The 19838-nt window shown below is 71.3% G+C and carries 17 protein-coding genes; 3 read left to right on the top strand and 14 right to left on the bottom strand.

What is annotated here, in order from left to right:
* Window positions 1-103: 103 nt before the first annotated feature.
* From PWG71_RS03055 to PWG71_RS03035, 5 genes are all read right to left on the bottom strand, one after another.
* The gene (locus tag PWG71_RS03055) at window positions 104-1177 is read right to left on the bottom strand and encodes a tyrosine recombinase (protein WP_274807904.1); all 1074 of its coding nucleotides are present in this window, start codon (window positions 1175-1177) and stop codon (window positions 104-106) included.
* Window positions 1174-1839, bottom strand: coding sequence for an NUDIX domain-containing protein (locus PWG71_RS03050; RefSeq protein ID WP_274807903.1), 666 nt, complete (start codon window positions 1837-1839; stop codon window positions 1174-1176). The genes PWG71_RS03055 and PWG71_RS03050 overlap by 4 nt, the downstream gene beginning before the upstream one ends.
* A 40-nt stretch (window positions 1840-1879) precedes the next feature.
* The gene (locus tag PWG71_RS03045; RefSeq protein WP_274807902.1) at window positions 1880-3520 is read right to left on the bottom strand and encodes a CTP synthase; all 1641 of its coding nucleotides are present in this window, start codon (window positions 3518-3520) and stop codon (window positions 1880-1882) included.
* Window positions 3521-3907: 387 nt separating this feature from the next.
* A complete protein-coding gene (locus PWG71_RS03040; protein WP_274807901.1) occupies window positions 3908-4594 on the bottom strand; it encodes a cation diffusion facilitator family transporter in 687 nt (228 codons plus the stop codon).
* A complete protein-coding gene (locus PWG71_RS03035) occupies window positions 4594-4923 on the bottom strand; it encodes an ArsR/SmtB family transcription factor (RefSeq protein ID WP_274807900.1) in 330 nt (109 codons plus the stop codon). The genes PWG71_RS03040 and PWG71_RS03035 overlap by 1 nt, the downstream gene beginning before the upstream one ends.
* A 64-nt stretch (window positions 4924-4987) precedes the next feature.
* Here PWG71_RS03035 and PWG71_RS03030 point away from each other — a divergent pair, with 64 nt between their 5' ends.
* Window positions 4988-5185 (top strand): hypothetical protein, encoded by a 198-nt coding sequence (locus PWG71_RS03030; protein ID WP_274807899.1) that lies wholly within the window; start codon window positions 4988-4990, stop codon window positions 5183-5185.
* Window positions 5186-5421: 236 nt separating this feature from the next.
* Here the strand turns inward: PWG71_RS03030 and PWG71_RS03025 are convergent, their stop codons facing one another.
* The 4 genes from PWG71_RS03025 to uvrB form a co-directional block, all read right to left on the bottom strand.
* Window positions 5422-6345: a hydroxymethylglutaryl-CoA lyase gene (locus PWG71_RS03025; protein WP_274807897.1), complete on the bottom strand. Its 924-nt coding sequence runs from the start codon at window positions 6343-6345 to the stop codon at window positions 5422-5424.
* 187 nt (window positions 6346-6532) lie between these two features.
* A complete protein-coding gene (locus PWG71_RS03020) occupies window positions 6533-7528 on the bottom strand; it encodes a GNAT family N-acetyltransferase (protein ID WP_274807896.1) in 996 nt (331 codons plus the stop codon).
* Window positions 7529-7829: 301 nt separating this feature from the next.
* On the bottom strand, window positions 7830-8267 hold the full coding sequence (locus tag PWG71_RS03015) for a DUF3060 domain-containing protein (RefSeq protein ID WP_274807895.1): 438 nt from the start codon (window positions 8265-8267) through the stop codon (window positions 7830-7832).
* Between the two features lie 147 nt (window positions 8268-8414).
* Window positions 8415-10514 (bottom strand): excinuclease ABC subunit UvrB, encoded by a 2100-nt coding sequence (gene uvrB / locus PWG71_RS03010; RefSeq protein WP_274807894.1) that lies wholly within the window; start codon window positions 10512-10514, stop codon window positions 8415-8417.
* A gap of 306 nt (window positions 10515-10820) precedes the next feature.
* Between uvrB and PWG71_RS03005 the strand changes: the two genes are divergently transcribed.
* Complete coding sequence (locus tag PWG71_RS03005) at window positions 10821-12029, top strand: hypothetical protein (protein ID WP_274807893.1); 1209 nt, start codon at window positions 10821-10823, stop codon at window positions 12027-12029.
* Window positions 12030-12130: 101 nt separating this feature from the next.
* Here PWG71_RS03005 and coaE read toward each other — a convergent pair whose 3' ends face one another.
* The 5 genes from coaE to polA form a co-directional block, all read right to left on the bottom strand.
* Window positions 12131-12733, bottom strand: a complete 603-nt coding sequence (coaE, locus tag PWG71_RS03000) for a dephospho-CoA kinase (protein WP_274807892.1) — start codon at window positions 12731-12733, stop codon at window positions 12131-12133.
* A 259-nt stretch (window positions 12734-12992) separates the two neighbouring features.
* Window positions 12993-13487, bottom strand: coding sequence for a GNAT family N-acetyltransferase (locus PWG71_RS02995; protein WP_274807891.1), 495 nt, complete (start codon window positions 13485-13487; stop codon window positions 12993-12995).
* A gap of 377 nt (window positions 13488-13864) precedes the next feature.
* Window positions 13865-15352, bottom strand: a complete 1488-nt coding sequence (rpsA, locus tag PWG71_RS02990; RefSeq protein ID WP_274807890.1) for a 30S ribosomal protein S1 — start codon at window positions 15350-15352, stop codon at window positions 13865-13867.
* Between the two features lie 458 nt (window positions 15353-15810).
* Window positions 15811-16263: an alternative ribosome rescue aminoacyl-tRNA hydrolase ArfB gene (gene arfB / locus PWG71_RS02985; RefSeq protein WP_274807889.1), complete on the bottom strand. Its 453-nt coding sequence runs from the start codon at window positions 16261-16263 to the stop codon at window positions 15811-15813.
* 18 nt (window positions 16264-16281) lie between these two features.
* Window positions 16282-19032 (bottom strand): DNA polymerase I, encoded by a 2751-nt coding sequence (polA, locus tag PWG71_RS02980; protein ID WP_274807888.1) that lies wholly within the window; start codon window positions 19030-19032, stop codon window positions 16282-16284.
* Between the two features lie 55 nt (window positions 19033-19087).
* On the opposite strand from polA, the gene PWG71_RS02975 reads away from it, so the two are divergent.
* Window positions 19088-19513: a hotdog fold thioesterase gene (locus tag PWG71_RS02975; RefSeq protein WP_274807887.1), complete on the top strand. Its 426-nt coding sequence runs from the start codon at window positions 19088-19090 to the stop codon at window positions 19511-19513.
* Window positions 19514-19838 lie beyond the last annotated feature (325 nt).

The raw sequence follows: 19838 nt of genomic DNA, 5'->3' as shown, positions 1-19838 counted from the left end.
CTAGAACGCCGACACGACGCACTTCAACGAAACCCACGTGTAGAATCCCACGTCTTCGCCCCCGAGGGAAACCGAAGGCGAAGATCCACCCGGCGCGAACCCCCTACCCAGAAGGGCTTTCTCGCAGGTCGGAGCCGCCGCGACGGTGTGCGCGAGGATGACTCGCCGCGTAGACCTCCCGCAACCGGTCGACTGTCACAAGTGTGTAGACCTGTGTCGTGGTGACCGAACTGTGCCCCAGGAGTTCCTGCACGACCCGGATGTCCGCCCCACCGTCGAGCAGGTGCGTGGCGAAGGAGTGCCGCAGGGTGTGCGGCGAGACCCCGGCCGCCCCCGCCCGCTCCGCGACGGCCGCCAACGCCCCCCACGCGCCCTGCCGGGTGAGCCGACCGCCCCGGACGTTGAGGAACAACGCGGGGCCGCCCCGCCCCCGTCCCGCCCGCGCCAGCACCGGTCGGGCGCGCGTCAGATAGGCCGTCAGCGCCCGCCGGGCGTGGGAGCCCACCGGGACCAGCCGCTCCTTGCCGCCCTTGCCCAGGAGCCGCACCAGACCCACATGGTCCTCGGGCACGGGGATGTCCGGGTCCGCGGTCGCGCCGACCGCGTCGGCGACGTCGTCCACGTCCGCGCCGACCGCCTCGGAGATGCGCGCCCCCGTCCCGTAGAGGAGTTCCAGCAGCGCCCGGTCGCGCAACGCCAACAGGGCGCCCCGGTCACCGGCGGCCGGCGCCTCGACCGGACCGGCCGCGGCCAGCAGGCGTTCGACGGTCTCCAACTGGACCGCCTTGGGCAACCGCATCGGCGTCGCGGGCGGGGCCAGGTCGGTCGTCGGGTCGACGCCGGCCCGCCCCTCACGCACCGCGAACCGGTGCAGCCCCCGCACGGCGGCCAGGGCTCGCGCGGCCGACGCCGCCGACAACGGCGTCCGTCCGCCCCCGCCCTCCCGCAACGCCCGAACGAAGGCGGCCACCACCACGGGGGTGACGCCCTCGACCGCGGTGACCCCCGCCTCGACCAGATGCTCCCGGTAACGGCGCAGGTCGCGCCGGTAGGCCGTCAGCGTGTTGTCGGCCAGCGCGCGCTCCGCGCTCAGGTGGTCCAGGAACGCCGAGCACACCTCCACCAGCGCCCGCGGAGCGTCCTCGGCGAAGGTGTCGGACCGCGCGGGACCGGTCACGGTCCGACGGGTTCGCGCAGACCGGCGAAACCGTCACGGGAGGCGGCGTGCGCGGCCAGGACGCCGATCACCGTCGCCCCGTTGTGCAGCCGTCCCTCCATCACCAGGCGCACCGCGTCCTCCAGCGGCACCCACTCGGCGACCAGACCGGCCTCCTCGTGTTCGCGTTCGAAGTCGATCTCCTCGGCCGGGACCTCGGACAGTCCGCGCGCCAGGAACACGTGGATGCGCTCGTCGGAGAACCCCGGGCTGGGGAAGAAGTCGGCGAGCTCGTACCAGCGCTCGGCGCGCAGCCCCGCCTCCTCCACCAACTCCCGGCGGGCGGTGGCCAGCGGCCCCTCCCCGTCGCCGTCGATGATCCCGGCGGGCAGCTCCCACAGCAGGTGGCGGGTGGCGTGCCGGTACTGCCGCTGGAGCAGCACCCGACCGGCGTCGTCCAGGGCCAGCGCGGCGGCCGCGCCCGGATGCTCCATGTAGTCGCGGGCGGCCGGGTTCGTGCCCCGCCCGCCCGGACCGGGCATCTCCACCCAGTCGGTGCGCATTCCCACCTTGTGGCTGCGGAAACGCTCCACGGAGCGCTCCACCGGCCACGACTCGGGGGCGTCCGCGATCTTCGCGCCCGCCCCCGAGGTCACGGTGTCGGCCGGGTGGGTGTCGCTCATGTGCTCGCCTCTCAGGCTCGTGCCCCGCCCGGCCCCACCGTCAGGAGTTCTTCTTCGCCAAGGCCGCCGCGATCAGACCGCGGAACATCGGGTTGGCCTTGGTCGGCCGGGAGCGCAGTTCCGGGTGCGCCTGCGTCGCGATGAAGAACGGGTGGGCGTCCCGGGGCAGTTCGACGTACTCCACCAGCTTGCCATCCGGGGACAGGCCGGAGAACACCAGACCCGCCTCCTCCAGCGCGGCCCGGTAGGCGTTGTTGACCTCGAACCGGTGCCGGTGCCGCTCGGAGGCCTGCGGAGCACCCTCGTACAGGTCCCGGGCCAGGGTGCCCTCGCCCAGGTCGGCCGGGTACAGGCCCAGGCGCATGGTGCCGCCCATGTCGCGGTCGCCGGAGACCACGTCCTCCTGGTCCGCCATGGTGGCGATGACCGGGTCGACGGCCTTGTCGTCGAACTCGGTGCTGTTCGCGCCTTCCAGGCCCAGCACGTTGCGGGCGTACTCGATGACGATCGCCTGGAGGCCCAGGCAGATGCCCAGCAACGGGATGCGGTTCTCACGGGCGTAGCGGATGGCGCCGATCTTGCCCTCGATGCCGCGCACCCCGAACCCGCCGGGGATGATGAGGCCGTCCACGCCGTCCAGCTCGGCGGCCGCACCCGAGGGGCTGGCGCAGTTGTCACTGGCCACCCAGCGGATGTTGACGCGGGTGTCGGTGGCGAACCCGCCGGCGCGCAGCGCCTCGCTGACCGACAGGTAGGCGTCGGGCAGGTCGATGTACTTGCCGACCATGGCGACGGTGACCTCGTGGTCGGGCTGGTGGACGCGGCGCAGCAGCTCGTCCCACTCGGTCCAGTCCACGTCGCGGAACGGCATGCCCAGGCGGCGCACGACGTAGGCGTCCAGGCCCTCGCGGTGCAGGACCTTGGGGATGTCGTAGATGGACGGGGCGTCGGGGGTGGAGACCACGCCCGCCTCGTCCACGTCGCACATGAGGCTGATCTTGGCCTTCAGGCTCTGGGTGATGGGCCGGTCCGAACGGCACACGATGGCGTCGGGCTGGATGCCGATGCTGCGCAGGGCGGCGACCGAGTGCTGGGTCGGCTTGGTCTTCATCTCGCCCGCCGGGCCCAGGAACGGGATCAGCGAGACGTGCAGGAAGAAGCAGTTGTCCCGGCCGATCTCGTGCCGGATCTGGCGGACCGCCTCCAGGAACGGCTGCGACTCGATGTCGCCGACCGTGCCGCCGATCTCGGTGATGACGATGTCGACGTCGGGGGCGTCCATCGCGTAGATGCGGGACTTGATCTCGTTGGTGATGTGCGGGATGACCTGCACGGTGTCACCGAGGTAGGCGCCCTGCCGCTCCTTGGCGATGACGCTGGAGTAGATCTGACCGGTGGTGACGTTCGCGGTCGCGGAGAGCTCCGTGTCGAGGAAGCGCTCGTAGTGGCCCACGTCCAGGTCGGTCTCGGCGCCGTCGTCGGTGACGAAGACCTCGCCGTGCTGGAAGGGGTTCATCGTCCCCGGGTCCACGTTGAGGTAGGGGTCCAGCTTCTGCATGGTGACCCGCAGACCGCGCGACTTCAGGAGCCGTCCCAGACTGGAAGCGGTGAGGCCTTTGCCGAGACTGGAGGCGACGCCGCCGGTAACGAAAAGGTGCTTGGTACTCGCGGCGGATGCCAAAGTGTTGCTCCCGTGGGTTGAGTGGCTACGGCGGGCTCGGACGAGCAAGAGCGGCCGTGCGGCGGTCCGGTTCCTGAGCGGTGGGATCATCGCTCGGTCCGCCGGACATCCACGGGGCACCAGGATAACAGGCCCCCCGTGGAACCACATCCGCAGAACATACCGGCGGGCGCGGGTGTTCCCCTCCACGACCAGCGAGGATCCCGCCGGGGTCGGAACCGCGGACGCGCGGGCGGGAGCGTGTCGCGTGCGTCACGGGATCGGGATCGTCTCCGGTGGTGGGCCCCGGGGCGCCGCCCGACGGCGACGGGCGGCGGCCGTGGCGGACGAGGTCCACCCGCCCGACGGCGACGAACACCACACCCCGAGGGGCCCGGGGACACCTCTTCAGTCGCACCCGTCACAGCGGTCGTCATCGGTGTCGGCTCCGCGCATCGCGACCTCCATCCCCGAGGGCGCGCAGCAGTCGTCCCCGCGCCAGGCCTCCACGCCCTCGCGCACGGCCAGGACCGCGATGAACAGCGCGGCCGCCGGGTCGGCCCACGACCACCCCAGAACGGCGTTGAGGAGCAGCCCCACCAGCAGGGCCGCCGACAGGTAGGTGCACAGCAACGTCTGCTTGGAGTCGGCGACCGCCGAGGCCGAACCCAGTTCCCCGCCCGCCCGCCGCTGGGCCAGGGACAGGAAGGGCATGATCACCACCGACAGGGCGGCCAGGGCGATGCCGACCGGGGACGGATCGGCCTCCGCCGCGCCCAGGAGGGCCCGCAGCGCGTCCACGGTGACATAGGCGGCCAGGGCGAAGAAGGCGATCGCGGTGATCCTCAGCGCGACCCGTTCCCGGGACCGGCGCACCTGCTCCCGGGAAGCGGAGAACTGCCAGGCGACGGCGGCCGCCGAGGAGACCTCCACCAGGGAGTCGAGCCCGAACCCGATGAGCGCGGCCGAGGAGGCGATCCGGCCCGCGGTCAGGGCCACCACCGCCTCGACGAGGTTGTAGGCGATCGTGACGGCGACCAGGAGTCGGACGCGACGGGTGAGCACCGCACGGCGCTCGGGGGCGAGGGCCGCCATCAGTGGCGCCCTTCGGCGTCAACGCAGACGCGGTCGGTCTCCACGGCGATCACCGCCGAGCGCAGAGCGCCCAGGGCGTGCGCCAGCCGCGCATCGGCCAGTTCGTAGCGGACCCGGCGGCCGATGGGGACCGTGACGACCAGTCCGCAGTCGCGCAGACAGGCCAGGTGGTTGGACAGCCGGGTGCGGGCGATGCCCAGTTCCTCGGCGAGTTCGGCCGGGTGCGCGGGGCCGTCGCACAGGACCAGGAGCACCCGGCAGCGGATGGGGTCCGCCAGGGCCCGGCCGAACCGGGCCAGGGCGTCGATCTCGGTGGTGACTTGCGGCATGCCCACAACGATACATAGGATCATGAATTCAGGAAATCGTGAATTCACGAGGACGTGACCGACCGTGACCGAACCCCTCCGGCCTCCGCTCGTCCCCGCCTCGACCGGGTCCTGCTCCCTGGACGAGGACGCCTACCGCGAACCCGTCGACGCGTGGCACGCCACGCCCGCCGACGCCGCCTCCACCCGGGACGGGGCCACCACCGTGTGGACCCCGCCCGCCGAGGCGATCGCCCGCCTCTTGGGCGCCCTCCCCTCCTGAGCGCGCCACGCCCGCCGGCCTTCGTCACCGCCCCGGACCTCGTCGCGACCTCCCCGTCCGAGCACACCGCACCCGCCGGTGATCGATGGGTGGACCGGGGCGCCTCGCCCGGATCGGGCGGGAAAGCCCCGACCCGGGTGGGCGGGGGCGCCTCGCCCGGATCACCCGCACCGCCACCGGGACACGTCGGGCGGTCACCGAAGCGGTCCGCCCGACGTCCGCCGACGGCGAGCGGCTCAGGCGGGAAAGCCCCCGGCCCGGCCCAGGTAGGCGGGGGGCGCCTTGTCCAGGCGCGCACCCGTCCAGTCGCCCAGGGCGGCCGCGGCCGACAGGCTCACGCCCGTGCGCAGGCCGCCGCGGTGCAGCAGGTACAGCAGGTCCTCGGTGGCGATGTTGCCGGTCGCGGCCGGGGCGAAGGGACAGCCGCCGAACCCGCCCACGCTGGAGTCGAGCACCCGCACCCCGGCCTCCACCGCCGCCCACGCGTTGGCGTAACCGGTGTTGCGGGTGTTGTGGAAGTGGCAGCGCAGGGTGCGCCCCCCGGCGACCTCGCCCACCCGCCCCACCAGCCCGGTGACCTGGCCGGGCACGCCCACCCCGATGGTGTCGGCCAGGGCGATCTCCACCGCCGAGGTGTCGGCGACGCGCCGCACCACCTCCACCACCCGCTCGGGCGTCACCTCACCATCGAACGGGCAGCCGAACGCCGTCGACACGGTGACGCTCAACGGGATGCCGGTGCCCTGGAGGGCGCGGTCGATGTCGACGAGCGCGTCGAGCATCTCGTCGACGGTGCAGCCCTGGTTGCGCACACAGAACCCGTCCGTGGCGGGCACCGCCACGTTGACCTCCGACACCCCGGCCTGGACCGCGCGGTCCAGGCCGCGCCGGTTGAGGACCAACCCGATGTGGGAGACGTCCGGGGCGCGTCGCACGCCCTTCATGATCTCCTCGGCGCCGGCCATCTGCGGAACCCGCCTGGGGTCGACGAAACTGACCGCCTCGATCCGGCGCGCTCCCGCGTCCACGGCCCGGTCGATCATCTCGATCCGGTCCTCGACCGAGAGCACCTTCGCCTCGTTCTGCAACCCGTCGCGCGGTCCCACCTCGACGATCCCGACGTGCTCTCCGCCCTCGGGTCCCCGGTCGTCCACGGCCATCGTCCGTCCCTCCCACGCGCCCTTGCGTCCGGGCACAGGCTAATCGACCGGCCTCCGACGCCCCGGATCCGGGGCGTCCACAGGCGCGGCGCCCACGGTGACGCCACCGTGGGCGCGAGGGTTCGGTCCGGGGACACCGTCAGGCCGGACACGGGCCCCCGGTCCCCCCGCGCCCCGGGGACGGCGGTCAGCGCAGGGCGAGGGCGGGGCGGATCTCCCAGGTCGTCCAGACCGGGCGGTAGCCCATGCGGTGCCAGAACGGCCCCGACAGCGGGTTCAACGCGGCGTAGTTGAGCACCGAGACGCCCACCCCGTGGCTGTCCAGGGCCTGGTGGGCCTGGCCCACCAGGGCGGTGCCGATCCCGTTCCCGCGTTCGGCGGCGGTGACCACCCCGTAGCCGATGTGCGCGATCGGACGGGCCTGGACCAGCGACTTCGCCCAGCGGGAGCGTTCGGGAGGGGACACCCACAGCAGCCCCACCGCGCGTCCACGGCGTTCGGCCAGCCAGATCCAGGAACGCGACCGTTCCAGGGCGCGGGCGGCCACCTTGCGGGTCTGCTCGGCGGTGTCCGGTTGCAGGAACACCCCGCCGAAGTGTTGCTCGTAGCGGTGCTCCTCCATGAGCAGCCCCACCACCTGCGTCAGGTCGCTGCGATCGGCCAGGCGGATGGTGACGTCGCGCGGCGGCAGCGACGGGGGCACGCCCCGGCGGCGCTGGCGCGCGGCCAGCACGGTGTAGGGCTGGAGGCCGTGGCGTTGGAGCGGGATGACACCGCACACGTCGCGGGCCGGCCAGCTCACCAGGGCCGCCGATTCCGAGCCGGTGCCGGTGGGCAGGTCCTCCAGTTGGTCGCGCCAGCTCGTGAGCAGGGAGTCCAGGGCGCGCGCGGGCTCGGGGCCACCGACGATCGGGGTCAGCCAATGCTGGTCGGGCACGCCCCAGATACGGCCGACCTCGCCGGGCTGGTACCAGGTGTAGTGCATGGCGCCGGCGGCGACCGTGCGGCCGTCCTCGTCGCTGACGGTCAACAGGGGGTAGGAGTCGGCGGCGAAGCTCACCGGTTCGGGTAGCAGCGGGTCGGCGGCGGCCCAGCGCTGAGCGGCGGACCGCACCAACGGATCGAGGCCCGCATCGCCCCCGGGCGACTCATCATGTCGCACCCGTGCGACATAACCGCTCATCCACCCCTCCCCTAGCGGGTCTCCGTGTCCTCCCCGCCGCAGTGCCGCCTCGACGACGAGCGGGACGGAACGACCGTATCGCCTCAGAGCCGGGCGGGGGAACGCAACAGCCGACCGATACCGAGAATTCACTCTCGGTGGTGGCCTCTGCCCGATCTGTGGCCCTCATCCCTCTGATGTGGATGTGGACGCGCACAACGGTAACCGATCCAAGGTCACTCTCGGGTGGCGGGGCGGTCAATGCGCCGACACGGATTCGCGTGCGCCTCGGTCCGCGCCCCGTCCGGGACCGCCCCCGGACTCATTCCTCGGCGCTGCCGCCCTCGGCGACGGTGGTGTTGCGACCGTGGTTGACGACCTCCGGGTCGCCGCCCGCGAAGGAGACCGTGTTGTCGACACCGACCAGCACGATCTTGTCGGCGGACCCCACGTCGACGGTGGACCCGCGACCGGTGGTGCGGACCAGGCCACAGGCCCCGTCCAGCACCACGACGGCGTCGTCGGCCGAGATCACGACCTCGCGACCCGCGCATTCGGCGTGTATCTGCGAACCGTCGTCGACGACGACGAGCACGTCCGCGGTGTCGACGTTCTCCTCGGGGATCGTGACGGCGTCCGCCCCGGGAGGCAGGGGCGGGCCCTGGACCTCCTCGCGACCGAGGGCCAGGCCGCATCCGGCGGTCAGCAGGGTGCTCAGCAGCACGGTGCCGCCGGCGGCGACCTGGAGTCGAGCCCTCATCGTTTCCCCCACACCCGGATTCATCCGGCAATTGCGACATAGATCCTGCGCAGGACCAAGATTATGTCACGCGGAGATAACTACGCGACCCTATCGTTGCCTCAACGTATCCTTCCCGAGACAAGGAGAAGTCGGAATCCCCGCCCCTCAGGGCATTCCAGCGGCGTCCATGCCGCGCAATTCACGCTTGAGCTCACCGATCTCGTCACGCAGCCGGGCCGCCAGCTCGAACCGCAGGTCCGCCGCGGCCTGATGCATCTGCTCGCCCAACTGGTCGATGAGACCCGCCAACTCGGCCCGGGGCAGACTCGACGCGTCCACGCCCCGCTCCCCCAACGCCGGCACCGGCGCCTTCGCCGTCTTACCGCCGGCGCCGCGGTACCCGGTCGCCATCAGCTCCTCGGTGTCCACGTCCTCCCGGTTCAGGGAGTCCAGGATGTCGGCGATCTGCTTGCGCAACGGCTGCGGGTCGATCCCGTGCTCGGTGTTGTAGGCCACCTGCTTGGCCCGGCGCCGGTTGGTCTCCTCGATCGCCGACCGCATCGAATCGGTGACGTTGTCGGCGTACATGTGCACCTGGCCGGCCACGTTGCGCGCCGCCCGGCCGATCGTCTGGATCAGCGAGGTCTCCGACCGCAGGAAACCCTCCTTGTCGGCGTCCAGGATCGCCACCAACGACACCTCCGGCAGGTCCAGGCCCTCCCGCAGCAGGTTGATGCCGACCAGCACGTCGAACTCGCCGACCCGCAACTCCCGCAGCAGCTCCACCCGGCGCAGCGTGTCCACCTCGCTGTGCAGGTAGCGCACCCGGATCCCCATCTCCGCGAAGTAGTCGGTGAGGTCCTCGGCCATCTTCTTGGTGAGCGTGGTGACCAGCACCCGCTCCGACCGCTCGGCCCGCACCCGGATCTCGTGCACCAGGTCGTCGATCTGACCCTCGGTCGGCTTGACCAGCACCTCCGGGTCCACCAGACCGGTGGGCCGGATGACCTGCTCCACCACGTCGCCGGCGCTCTGACGCAGCTCGTAGCGGCCCGGCGTCGCCGACAGGTACACCGCCTGCCCGATCCGCTCGACGAACTCCTCCCACTTCAACGGCCGGTTGTCCAACGCCGACGGCAGCCGGAACCCGTGCTCGACCAGGGTGCGCTTGCGGGAGGCGTCGCCCTCGTACATCGCCCCGACCTGGGGGACCGTCACGTGCGACTCGTCCAGCACCAGCAGGAAGTCGTCGGGGAAGTAGTCGAGCAGCGTGTTGGGGGCGCTGCCCGGCGGCCGCTCGTCGAAGTGCCGCGAGTAGTTCTCGATACCCGAGCACGTCCCCAGCTGGCGGATCATCTCCAGGTCGTGGGTGGTGCGCATGCGCAGCCGCTGCGCCTCCAACAGGCTGCCCCGCCCCTCCAACTCGGCCAGCCGCTCGCCCAGTTCCGCCTCGATCGTGGCCACCGCCCGCGCGGTGCGCTCCTCACCGGCCACATAGTGCGAGGCCGGGAAGATGAACATCTCCTCGCTCTCGCCCAGCACCTCGCCGGTCAACGGGTGCAGCGTGAGCAGCCGCTCGACCTCGTCACCGAACATCTCGATGCGGATCGCCAGCTCCTCGTACACCGGGATGATCTCGACCGTGTCGCCGCGCACACGGAAGGTGCCGCGCGTGAACGCCATGTCGTTGCGGCTGTACTGCATGTCCACCAGGCGGCGCAGCAGATCGTCGCGGTCCACCTCCATGCCCACCGCCAGCCGCGCCATGCGGTCCACGTACTCCTGCGGCGTGCCCAGGCCGTAGATGCACGACACCGAGGCCACCACGATCGTGTCCCGCCGGGTGAGCAGCGAGTTCGTCGCCGAGTGGCGCAACCGCTCCACCTCGTCGTTGATCGAGGAGTCCTTCTCGATGTAGGTGTCGCTCTGGGGGACGTACGCCTCGGGCTGGTAGTAGTCGTAATACGACACGAAGTACTCGACGGCGTTGTTCGGCAGCATCTGCCGCAACTCGTTGGCGAACTGCGCGGCCAGCGTCTTGTTGGGCTGCATCACCAGGGTCGGCCGCTGCAACCGCTCCACGGTCCACGCCACCGTCGCCGTCTTGCCGGTACCGGTCGCACCGAGCAGCACCGTGTGCGGATCACCGGCCCGCACCCGCCGGGTGATCTCCTCGATCGCCTTGGGCTGGTCGCCCGCCGGCCGCATGTCCGAGACCACCTCGAACGGCTTCTCACTGCGCTTGATCTCGGTGACCGGTCGCACGTCGCCCTCTTCCCTCGTCGCCGCGGAACCCGCCCCCGCACACGGGCCCCTCCCTCCCTAACGCTACCGACCGCCCACGACATCCCACGTCCGGAACCACCCGCGCCCGGTCCGCGCCACGGCCGGGAACCCGCTCCCCGCCCCGGAAGCCCGCCCGGACCGGCCCGAGAACGCGGCGGCGGCCCTCACGGCCCCGTCTCCGACACCGATGGCCCTCCACAGGCCCGGAAACACCCCTGACCGGGCAGGGGCCACGGGGTTACCATCGAAATCAGCGCACTGCGCCCCCGGAATGAGGTGCCAGCCGTGTCCCACCCCTCCCGACCCACCTTCGACCCCACCCTGCCGCGCCGCACGCTCACCCGCCTGCGCGGCCATCCCGAGCGGCTCCTGCCCGACTCCCTCGGCCCCTCGTCACGGCTCACCTGGCGGCGCGGAGCAGCGCTCACCGCGGCCGGCGGCACCTCCCTGGCCGCGCTCGCCCTGCTCGTCCCCGGCTCCGCCGCACCGCTCATCGCCCTGCTGTGCCTGATCGTCACCGCCGTCCTCCTGGGGCTGATCTCCGACCGGGGATCCCTCGCCGACGACTGGGCCGACCTCCTCATGCACGGTTTCTGGGCACTGCCCGTGTCCAGCGCCATCGTCCTCACCGGGAACCTGCTCCTGGGCGGCGCCCTGGAGCCGCTGGCCGCCACCGTGCCCGGCAGCGCCTCCACCGCCGCCCTCTACCTGCTCGTCACCGCGGGCGGGGCGGGCGCCGTCATGCGCCCCGGCATGCTCCCCCGGCTGGCCTCCGAGCACCGCCACCGCTACGTCCTCCCCCAGGACTTCGGCCGCCCCTACAGCCACGCCACCCGCCACGAGGAGCCCGAGGCCCACCTGTTCGCCCGCCTCCAGCAGGCCACCGACCGGGTCCAGGAGGGTACCCGGGTGCTCGGCGGGTCCTTCGACGCCGCCCACACCCTGCCCCTGCTCCGTGAGGAGGAATGGCGCATGTCGCAGGAGTTGCTGCGACTGCGCACCCTGCGCAGGGAAGTCGTGCAGCGCAAACGGGAGGCGGTCTCACCGCAGGTCACCCGGGCCCTGCAACCCCAGGAAGAGGCGGTCGCGCGCGCCCACACCGCCCTCTCCGAACGCATCGCCGTCCTGGCCGACTACGGCGAACGCGTCCACGCCGCGGTGACCGCCCACCGCGAGTGGGAACAGTGCCAGGCCATCGCCGACCGTGCCGCCGAATACGCCGACCTGGCCCTGACCACCGCCCGCGACACCATGTACACCGACGAGATCGACGACAGCCTGCTCAGCGTGCGGGCCGCGCACTCGGTCCGGGAGGAACTGGTCCGTGAGGCCGTCGACGCCGGCTCGTCGCTGTCGGCGGCACTGCACCCCGGGGACCACCGGCCCGACACCGCATCCGACGCCCCGCCCACCGGGGACGACCGCCCGGCGGGCGTCCCCCGACCACGACGGGCCGCGACACCCCAGCCCTCGGCAGGGGCCGCCGAAGACTGAGCCCGGACCCCGGCCGACGACGGCTCCGCGGGCCTCAGCGCACCCGGGGCTCAGGAGGGCACGCCCCTCGGACGCCGCGCCCCGCCCGCCCCCTCACCCGGTCAGGAGGCGCGGGCGAGCAGTTCCTTCCAGAGTTCGGCGACCCGTTCCCTGAGCCTCTCGGGGGAACCGGAGTTGTCCACCACCAGGTCCGCCACCGCCAACCGGACCTCCCGATCGGCCTGCGCCCGGATCCGCGCCCGCACCTGCTCGGGATCCATGCCCCGGTTCGCCACCACCCGCTCCACCCGCACCTCGTCGGGGGTGTCGACGACCACCACCACGTCGTAGAGCGTCTGTAGGCCGTTCTCCACCAGCAGCGGAACGTCATAGACCACCATCGGGGCGTTCTCCGCCTCGGCACGCGCCATCAACTCGGCGCTGCGTTCGCCCACCAGCGGGTGCACGATGGCGTTGAGCCGCGCCAGGAGCTCCTCGTCGGCGAAGACGATCTCCCCCAGCCGGGCGCGGTCCAGGCGCCCCTCCCCGGTGAGCACGCCCTCCCCGAACTCCGCGACCACGGCGGCCAGCCCCGGCGTGCCCGGCTCCACCACCTCACGGGCGATGGCGTCGGCGTCGATGACCACCGCGCCGTATCCCGACAGTTCCGTGGAGACCGCGCTCTTGCCCGAGCCGATCCCCCCTGTGAGTCCCACTTTCAGCATGCGACGACCCTAGCCCCCACCCCGGGGCCCGTCGCACCCCCACCTGCCCCGAGGTCGCCATACCCGCGCGTACCGCCCCGGCGCCGGACCGGGACGCGCGGACGACGACCTCCCTCGTCCCCGGGCGCGGTGTCCGCCCCGGGTCGCCTCGCGGGGGCGACCGCCGGCACCCGCCCCCTCGGTCGACTCCACCTTCTCGATCGGGTCGACCGGGCCATGCGCGGGGGCGGGTCACCCCGGGGTACACCGGGTACGACCGTCAGCCGGCCGCGGTGACCGTCGTCAGCTCCTTGCGCATGTGCACCATCACCAGGTGATCGGCGACCCGCTCCCGATGGGTCACCGCGTACCCCGCCCGCCGGTACAGCCGCTGGTTCTCGGCGCTCTGCGCCCCGGTGAACAGGGTCATCGCCGCCAGGTCGGGGCGCAGGGCGCGCAGTTCCCCCTCCAACCGCTCCAACAGGGCCCGGGCGATCCCCCTGCGGCGCAGGTCCGGCACCACCGCCAGGCGACCCACCACCCCGGTCGTGCCCGTCACCCGAGCACGCCCCACCCCGACGATCCGATGCCCGACCACCGCCTTGAGCACCAGTGCGTCCGCCTCGCCCAAGAGGTGTTCCACCCGCTCCAGGCTCTCGGTCAGCGGCAGGATGAACGGGTCCCCGTAGGCCTGGGCCTCGTCGACGAACGCCGCCCGCTGCACGGTGTGGATCTCCCCCGCGTCGGCGGGGGTGGCCGGGTGGATCTCGAACACGCCGTCTCCTCACACGCCCCGCCCACCGGGGCATACAACGACCTTAGGGCGTGTTCCGCGAACACCCGCCCCGCCGCGCACCACCCCGACCCGCCCTCCTCAACGGACGTCCGCGGCCGACGCGCCCTCTTTCGCGGCGTTCTCATCGGTCCACGGGAGAACCGCCCCGCCTCCTCACGATGAACACGCCCGCCCGTCCCGGAAGGTCTTCGGGGGACGCGCGCGGCGCGACCGCCCGCGGTGGGCGGCGCCCCGGAGCGTGCCGTCCGCGTCCCCGGGACACGACGAAGGGCCGTCCCCTCGGGAGGGGACGGCCCTTCGGCCGACTTTCAGCGGACCCGCGAGCGGGACCGGCCGATCAGCTCACGGAGAACCGATCAGGCCTCGCCGCCGGCGAGCTTCTCGCGCAGGGCGGCCAGAGCCTCGTCCGAGGCCAGGGCACCGCTGGAGGTGTCGGAACCGGAGTTGGTGCTCGGAGCACCACCGGTGTACTCCTCTTCCTCCTCCGGGGCCGGGGCGTTGGCCGCCTCGGCCTCGGCCGCGCGGGCCTCCTCGACCTGCTTGCGGTGCGCCTCGAACCGGGTCTGGGCCTCGGCGTAGCTGCGCTCCCACTCGTCGCGCTGGGACTCGTAACCGTCGAGCCACTCGCCGCTGTCCGCGTCGAAGCCCTCGGGGTACTTGTAGTTGCCCTGCTCGTCGTACTCGGCGGCCATGCCGTACAGGGTGGGGTCGAAGTCCACCTGGTCCGGCGAGACGCTCTCGTTGGCCTGCTTCAGCGAGAGGCTGATGCGACGGCGGTCGAGGTCGATGTCGATGATCTTGACGAAGATCTCGGTGCCGACCTGCACGACCTGCTCGGGCACCTCCACGTGGCGCTCGGCCAGCTCGGAGATGTGGACCAGACCCTCGATGCCCTCCTCGACGCGGACGAACGCGCCGAACGGGACGAGCTTGGTGACCTTGCCGGGGACGACCTGGCCGATCTGGTGGGTCCGGGCGAACTGCTGCCACGGGTCCTCCTGGGTCGCCTTCAGCGACAGGGAGACGCGCTCGCGCTCCATGTCGACGTCCAGGACCTCGACCGTGACCTCCTGGCCCACCTCGACGACCTCGCTGGGGTGGTCGATGTGCTTCCAGGACAGCTCGGAGACGTGCACCAGGCCGTCGACGCCGCCCAGGTCCACGAACGCACCGAAGTTGACGATCGAGGAGACCACACCCTTGCGGATCTGGCCCTTCTGGAGGGTGTTGAGGAAGGTCTGGCGGACCTCCGACTGGGTCTGCTCAAGCCAGGCACGGCGGGACAGGACCACGTTGTTGCGGTTCTTGTCCAGCTCGATGATCTTGGCTTCGAGCTCACGGCCGACATAGGGCTGGAGGTCGCGGACACGGCGCATCTCGACCAGGGAGGCGGGCAGGAAGCCGCGGAGGCCGATGTCGAGGATGAGACCACCCTTGACGACCTCGATGACGGTGCCGGTGACGACGCCGTCCTCTTCCTTGATCTTCTCGATCGTGCCCCAGGCGCGCTCGTACTGGGCGCGCTTCTTGGACAGGATCAGACGGCCTTCCTTGTCCTCCTTCTGGAGGACCAGGGCCTCGACCTGGTCGCCGACGGCGACGACCTCACCGGGGTCGACGTCGTGCTTGATCGAGAGTTCCCGGGACGGGATCACACCCTCGGTCTTGTAGCCGATATCGAGCAAGACCTCGTCTCGATCGACCTTCACGATGGTGCCCTCGACAATGTCACCGTCGTTGAAGTACTTGATGGTCTCGTCGATCGCCGCGAGGAAGGCTTCCTCGGACCCGATGTCGTTGACCGCTACCTGGGGTGTCGAGGTGGCCTCGGTGCTGCTCGTCATTTGTGGGTGGACTCCGGATACGGACAGATTCAGGAAGATGGGCACGCCGCAGATCCGAGCCCGCCGATCCATCATCCAAAGGAGAGGAACGGTGTCACCGCGGAAAGGAGCCTTCCGCGACCACCGACCGCCGGGCCCAAAGCCCGGACCCGGGTGGTGCCGCCCCTTGCCCCCCGAACGGAGGCGCGGAACAGCGCACGAACCCACAACGCTCCGGCCAGCATATGAGACAAGGGCGTCCTGGTCAATCGGAACCCCGAGCAGCCAACCCGACGAAGATCGCAATGGCGGCAATGTACCCGAGGGCACGGGCGAAGATCAACCATGCGGCACCGACCCGTTCGAACTGGTCCGACACCCGGCACGGCAGGTGTTCCCGCCCCTCCCCGGGGCGACCGACACGGTCCGTCCACACCCCGGAACGGAGCATCGTCGAACGCCCCGTTCCTCCGATACGGTCAGTCCAACGGAGGACGCGAGCGTGACCGTTTGACATCACCGCGTCGGTGCTTGGCGTCGAGCCGCCGCTGCCGGGCCGCCCGACCGGGCCGCGTCGCCCTCCGCTCACGCGGCGGCGGCGCGATCGCCTCCGCCAACAGGGCGGCCATCCGCTCCCGGGCCTCCGCCCGGTTGCGCACCTGCGACCGGTGGGTCTGCACCGTCACCGTCAGCACCCCGTCCACCAGACGCCCCGCCAGCCGTTCCAGGGCCCGCTCGCGCCGGGTCCGCCCCAACCCGCCGCACCCGGCCACGTCCAACGACAGCGACACCCGGGTGTCGGACGTGTTGACATGCTGCCCGCCCGGCCCCGACGACCGGGAGAACCGCCACACCAGGGCGTCGGCGGGGACGGTGACCGGACCCACGATCAGACCGCCGTCATCGGCGGCACCCGCGTTCACGACCACCATCCCCCTCCGTTCACACCGCTAGTGCGCGGCGTCGTGCCAACTGCGTCCGCCCCCGACCGACACGGCCAGCGGAACACGCAGATCATAGGCGGTGCTCATCTCGTGACGCACGAGGTTTTCCACCGCCTCGCGCTCACCCGGCGCGATCTCCACGACCAGTTCGTCGTGCACCTGCAACAACACCCGGGAGGCGAACCCTCCCTCGGCCAACGCCGAGTCGACCTGGAGCATCGCCACCTTGATGATGTCGGCCGCCGAACCCTGGATCGGCGCGTTCAACGCCATCCGCTCGGCCATCTCCCGGCGCTGGCGGTTGTCACTGGTCAGATCCGGCAGGTACCGGCGCCGCCCCAGCATCGTCTCGGTGTAGCCGACCTTGCGCGCCGCCTCCACCACCGCGTTCAGGTAGTCGCGCACCCCGCCGAACTCGGCGAAGTAGTCCTCCATGAGCCGCTTGGACTCTTCGGGGGTGATGCCCAGCTGCTGCGACAGACCGTACGCGCTCAACCCGTACGCCAACCCGTAGCTCATCGCCTTGATCCGCGACCGGGCCTCACCGTCGACCTCCTCCACCGTGGTGCCGAACACCTGCGCCGCCATCTGCGCGTGGAAGTCGTAGCCGCTGTTGAAGGCGTCGATGAGCGCCTTCTCCTCGGACAGGTGGGCCATGATCCGCAGCTCGATCTGGCTGTAGTCGGCGGTCAACAGCTCCTCGTACCCCTCACCGACCACGAACGCCCGCCGGATCCGCCGACCCACGTCGGTGCGCACGGGGATGTTCTGGAGGTTGGGATCGGTGGAACTGAGCCGTCCCGTGGCCGCCACCGTCTGGTTGAACGTGGTGTGGATACGCCCGTCATCGGCGATCGTCTTGATCAGGCCCTCGACCGTGGTCCGCAACTTGGTCTGGTCCCGGTGGTGCAGCAACACCGCCGGCAGCTCGTTGTCGGTCTGTGCGGCCAACCACGTCAGCGCGTCGGCGTCGGTCGTGTACCCCGTCTTGATCTTCTTGGTCCGGGGCAGCCCCAGGTCCTCGAACAACACCTGCTGCAACTGCTTGGGCGACCCCAGGTTGAACTCCCGGCCCACGATCTCGTGCGCCCGCTCCACCGCGGCCCGCCCCGCGGACGCGAACTCGCCCTGCAACTCCTCCAGGTAGACGCGGTCGGCGGCGATCCCCGCCCGTTCCATGCGCGCCAACACCGACACCAACGGCAGCTCCACCCCGCCCAACAGGTGGGTACCACCGCGCTCGTCCACCTCGGCCGCCAACACCCCGGCCAGGTCCCGGGTGGCCACCGCCCGCACCGCGACCTCGCGCCGGCGGCCCGAGGGACCGTCGCCGCCCCCCAGGTCCAGGGCGAGCTGATCGCCGGAGGTCCCCTCCTCCAACTCCCGACCCAGGTACTTACGGCACAGGTCGGTCAGGTCGAACCGGCGCTGCCCCGGCTGGACCAGGTAGGCGGCCAGCGCGGTGTCGCTGACCACGCCGTCCAGGGCCCACCCGTGGGCGCCCAGCGCCAACACCGCGCCCTTGTACTCATGCACCGCCTTGGGTCGCTCCGGGTCGGCCAGGAACTCCCCCAACGCCTCGGTGTCGGCGGCGTCCAACAGCGACGGGTCGACGAACACCGCCGCGCCGGAGGCCACGGAGACCGCCAACGCGTCCACCCGACCGGTGCCCTGACCCCACACCCCGTCCACGGCCAACCCGGCGGGCGCCGCCCCGGTGACGTCGTCCACCGAGGCGTGCTCGGTCAACCAGTCCGCCAACGCGCCGGTCCCGGCCACCGTCAGGTCGACCTCGAACCCGTCTCCGTCGACCGGGTCCCGCGCCTCGTCCTCACCGGTGCCCAGCACCGCGTACAGGCGCTCGCGCAGGTTGGAGGCGAACTCCAGGTTGTCGAAGAGGGCGTCCACCCCCGCCCGGTCGGCCCGGCCCAACACCAGGTCGTCCAGGGTCACACCCAGGTCAACATCGGTGGCCAGCCGGTTCAGCCTCTGGTTGCGCAGCACATCGTCCAGGTGATCGCGCAGGTTCTGCCCGGCCTTGCCGCCGATCTCGTCGACGCGCTCGATCAACCCGTCCAACGACCCGTACTTGACGATCCACTTCGCCGCGGTCTTGGGACCCACCCCGGGCACACCCGGAAGGTTGTCGGCCTTCTCCCCCACCAGCGCCGCCAGATCGCGGTACCGGGGCGGGGTCACCCCGTACTTGTCCTCGACCGCCTCCGGGTCCATACGGCGCAGGTCCGACAGGCTCTTGCCCGGGTACAACACCGTGCAGGACTCGGTGACCAGCTGGAACGCGTCCCGGTCACCGGAGGCGATGAGCACCTCCGCGCCCGCCTCGCCGCCCAACCGCGCCAACGTGGCGATGACGTCGTCCGCCTCGTAACCGGGCGACGACAGGTTCACCACCCCGATGAGCCGCATCAGCTCCTGGGTGAGCGGCACCTGGGAGGGGAACTCCGGAGGGGTCTCCGAACGTCCGTCCTTGTACTCGGCGTACTCCTCGTGCCGGAAGGTGGGACCCGACAGGTCCCACGCCACCGCGACATGGGTCGGCTCCTCGTCTCTGAGCAACTTCACCAGCATCGACGCGAAGCCGTACACGGCGTTGGTCGACTGGCCGGTGCCGGTGCCGAACTTCTCCACCGGCAGCGCGAAGAACGCGCGGAAGGCCATCGAGTGGCCGTCCAGAAGAAGAAGGCGGGCGCGTCCGCCGGCCTGCGATGTCTCGGGGGTCTCACGATTGGTCACCACAGGTGAATCCTAGGATGCGACGCGGACACTTCACCCACCCGAAAGGCGGCACACCATGACGACGGACCCCGAGGGCCCGCGCGAGGCGATGGAGATCGGCGCCCTCACCAGCGGCCTGGTCGAACGCATGGGCATCGAGCTCGCCGAGGTCTCCGCCGAACGCGTCGTCGGCCGCATGCCGGTCAAGGGCAACACGCAACCGTTCGGCCTCCTGCACGGGGGCGCCTCCTGCGTCCTGGCCGAGACCCTGGGCTCCATCGGCTCCAACGTCCACGCCCGGGCCCTCGGCAGGATCGCCGTCGGCATCGAGATCAACGCGACCCACCACCGTTCGGCCACCGACGGGCACGTCACCGGCGTCGCCGTCCCCGTCCACCTCGGCCGCACCCTGGCCACCTGGGACATCACCATCACCGACGAGCAGGACCGCAAGGTGTGCACCTCCCGCCTCACCTGCATGCTGCGCGAGACGCCCGCCTAGAACAGTCCCTCTTCACGACACCGTGAAGCACGCCCGTGACACCGTCGTCGTCCGACCGTCACATCTCGACGGTCGGACCCCTCCCCCTCCCCCGTCGCGACACTTTGTCACCCCTCCGGTACAGAGCACGGCCGACCGTCCAGGAAGAACACCTGGGACGTCACGAATGACTACAGAGGCATAACAGCCTGACGGCGAGTCGGCACCAACGGGCATTTCGCGCTTTCGATCGGCGAACTTCCGTGATTAAGCTCCGCTAACGCTCCCGATTAAGTCATGCCACACATCATGGGCATCAGGGCGCAAGAGCACCATCCGGCACGGC

Origin of the sequence: Nocardiopsis sp. N85, assembly GCF_028882275.1 — a bacterium.
GTDB lineage: Bacteria > Actinomycetota > Actinomycetes > Streptosporangiales > Streptosporangiaceae > Nocardiopsis > Nocardiopsis lambiniae.
The sequence above is the reverse complement of the archived record's forward strand: the minus strand, read 5'-3'. Positions and strand labels throughout refer to the sequence as shown.

Coding starts and splice junctions, on each gene's coding strand:
- PWG71_RS03050 (WP_274807903.1), bottom strand. CDS start 1,839: ATGAGCGACACCCACCCGGCCGACACCGTGACCTCGGGGGCGGGCGCG.
- PWG71_RS03040 (WP_274807901.1), bottom strand. CDS start 4,594: ATGGCGGCCCTCGCCCCCGAGCGCCGTGCGGTGCTCACCCGTCGCGTC.
- PWG71_RS03035 (WP_274807900.1), bottom strand. CDS start 4,923: ATGCCGCAAGTCACCACCGAGATCGACGCCCTGGCCCGGTTCGGCCGG.
- PWG71_RS03025 (WP_274807897.1), bottom strand. CDS start 6,345: ATGGCCGTGGACGACCGGGGACCCGAGGGCGGAGAGCACGTCGGGATC.
- PWG71_RS03020 (WP_274807896.1), bottom strand. CDS start 7,528: ATGAGCGGTTATGTCGCACGGGTGCGACATGATGAGTCGCCCGGGGGC.
- PWG71_RS03015 (WP_274807895.1), bottom strand. CDS start 8,267: ATGAGGGCTCGACTCCAGGTCGCCGCCGGCGGCACCGTGCTGCTGAGC.
- coaE (WP_274807892.1), bottom strand. CDS start 12,733: ATGCTGAAAGTGGGACTCACAGGGGGGATCGGCTCGGGCAAGAGCGCG.
- rpsA (WP_274807890.1), bottom strand. CDS start 15,352: ATGACGAGCAGCACCGAGGCCACCTCGACACCCCAGGTAGCGGTCAAC.
- arfB (WP_274807889.1), bottom strand. CDS start 16,263: ATGGTGGTCGTGAACGCGGGTGCCGCCGATGACGGCGGTCTGATCGTG.
- PWG71_RS02975 (WP_274807887.1), top strand. CDS start 19,088: ATGACGACGGACCCCGAGGGCCCGCGCGAGGCGATGGAGATCGGCGCC.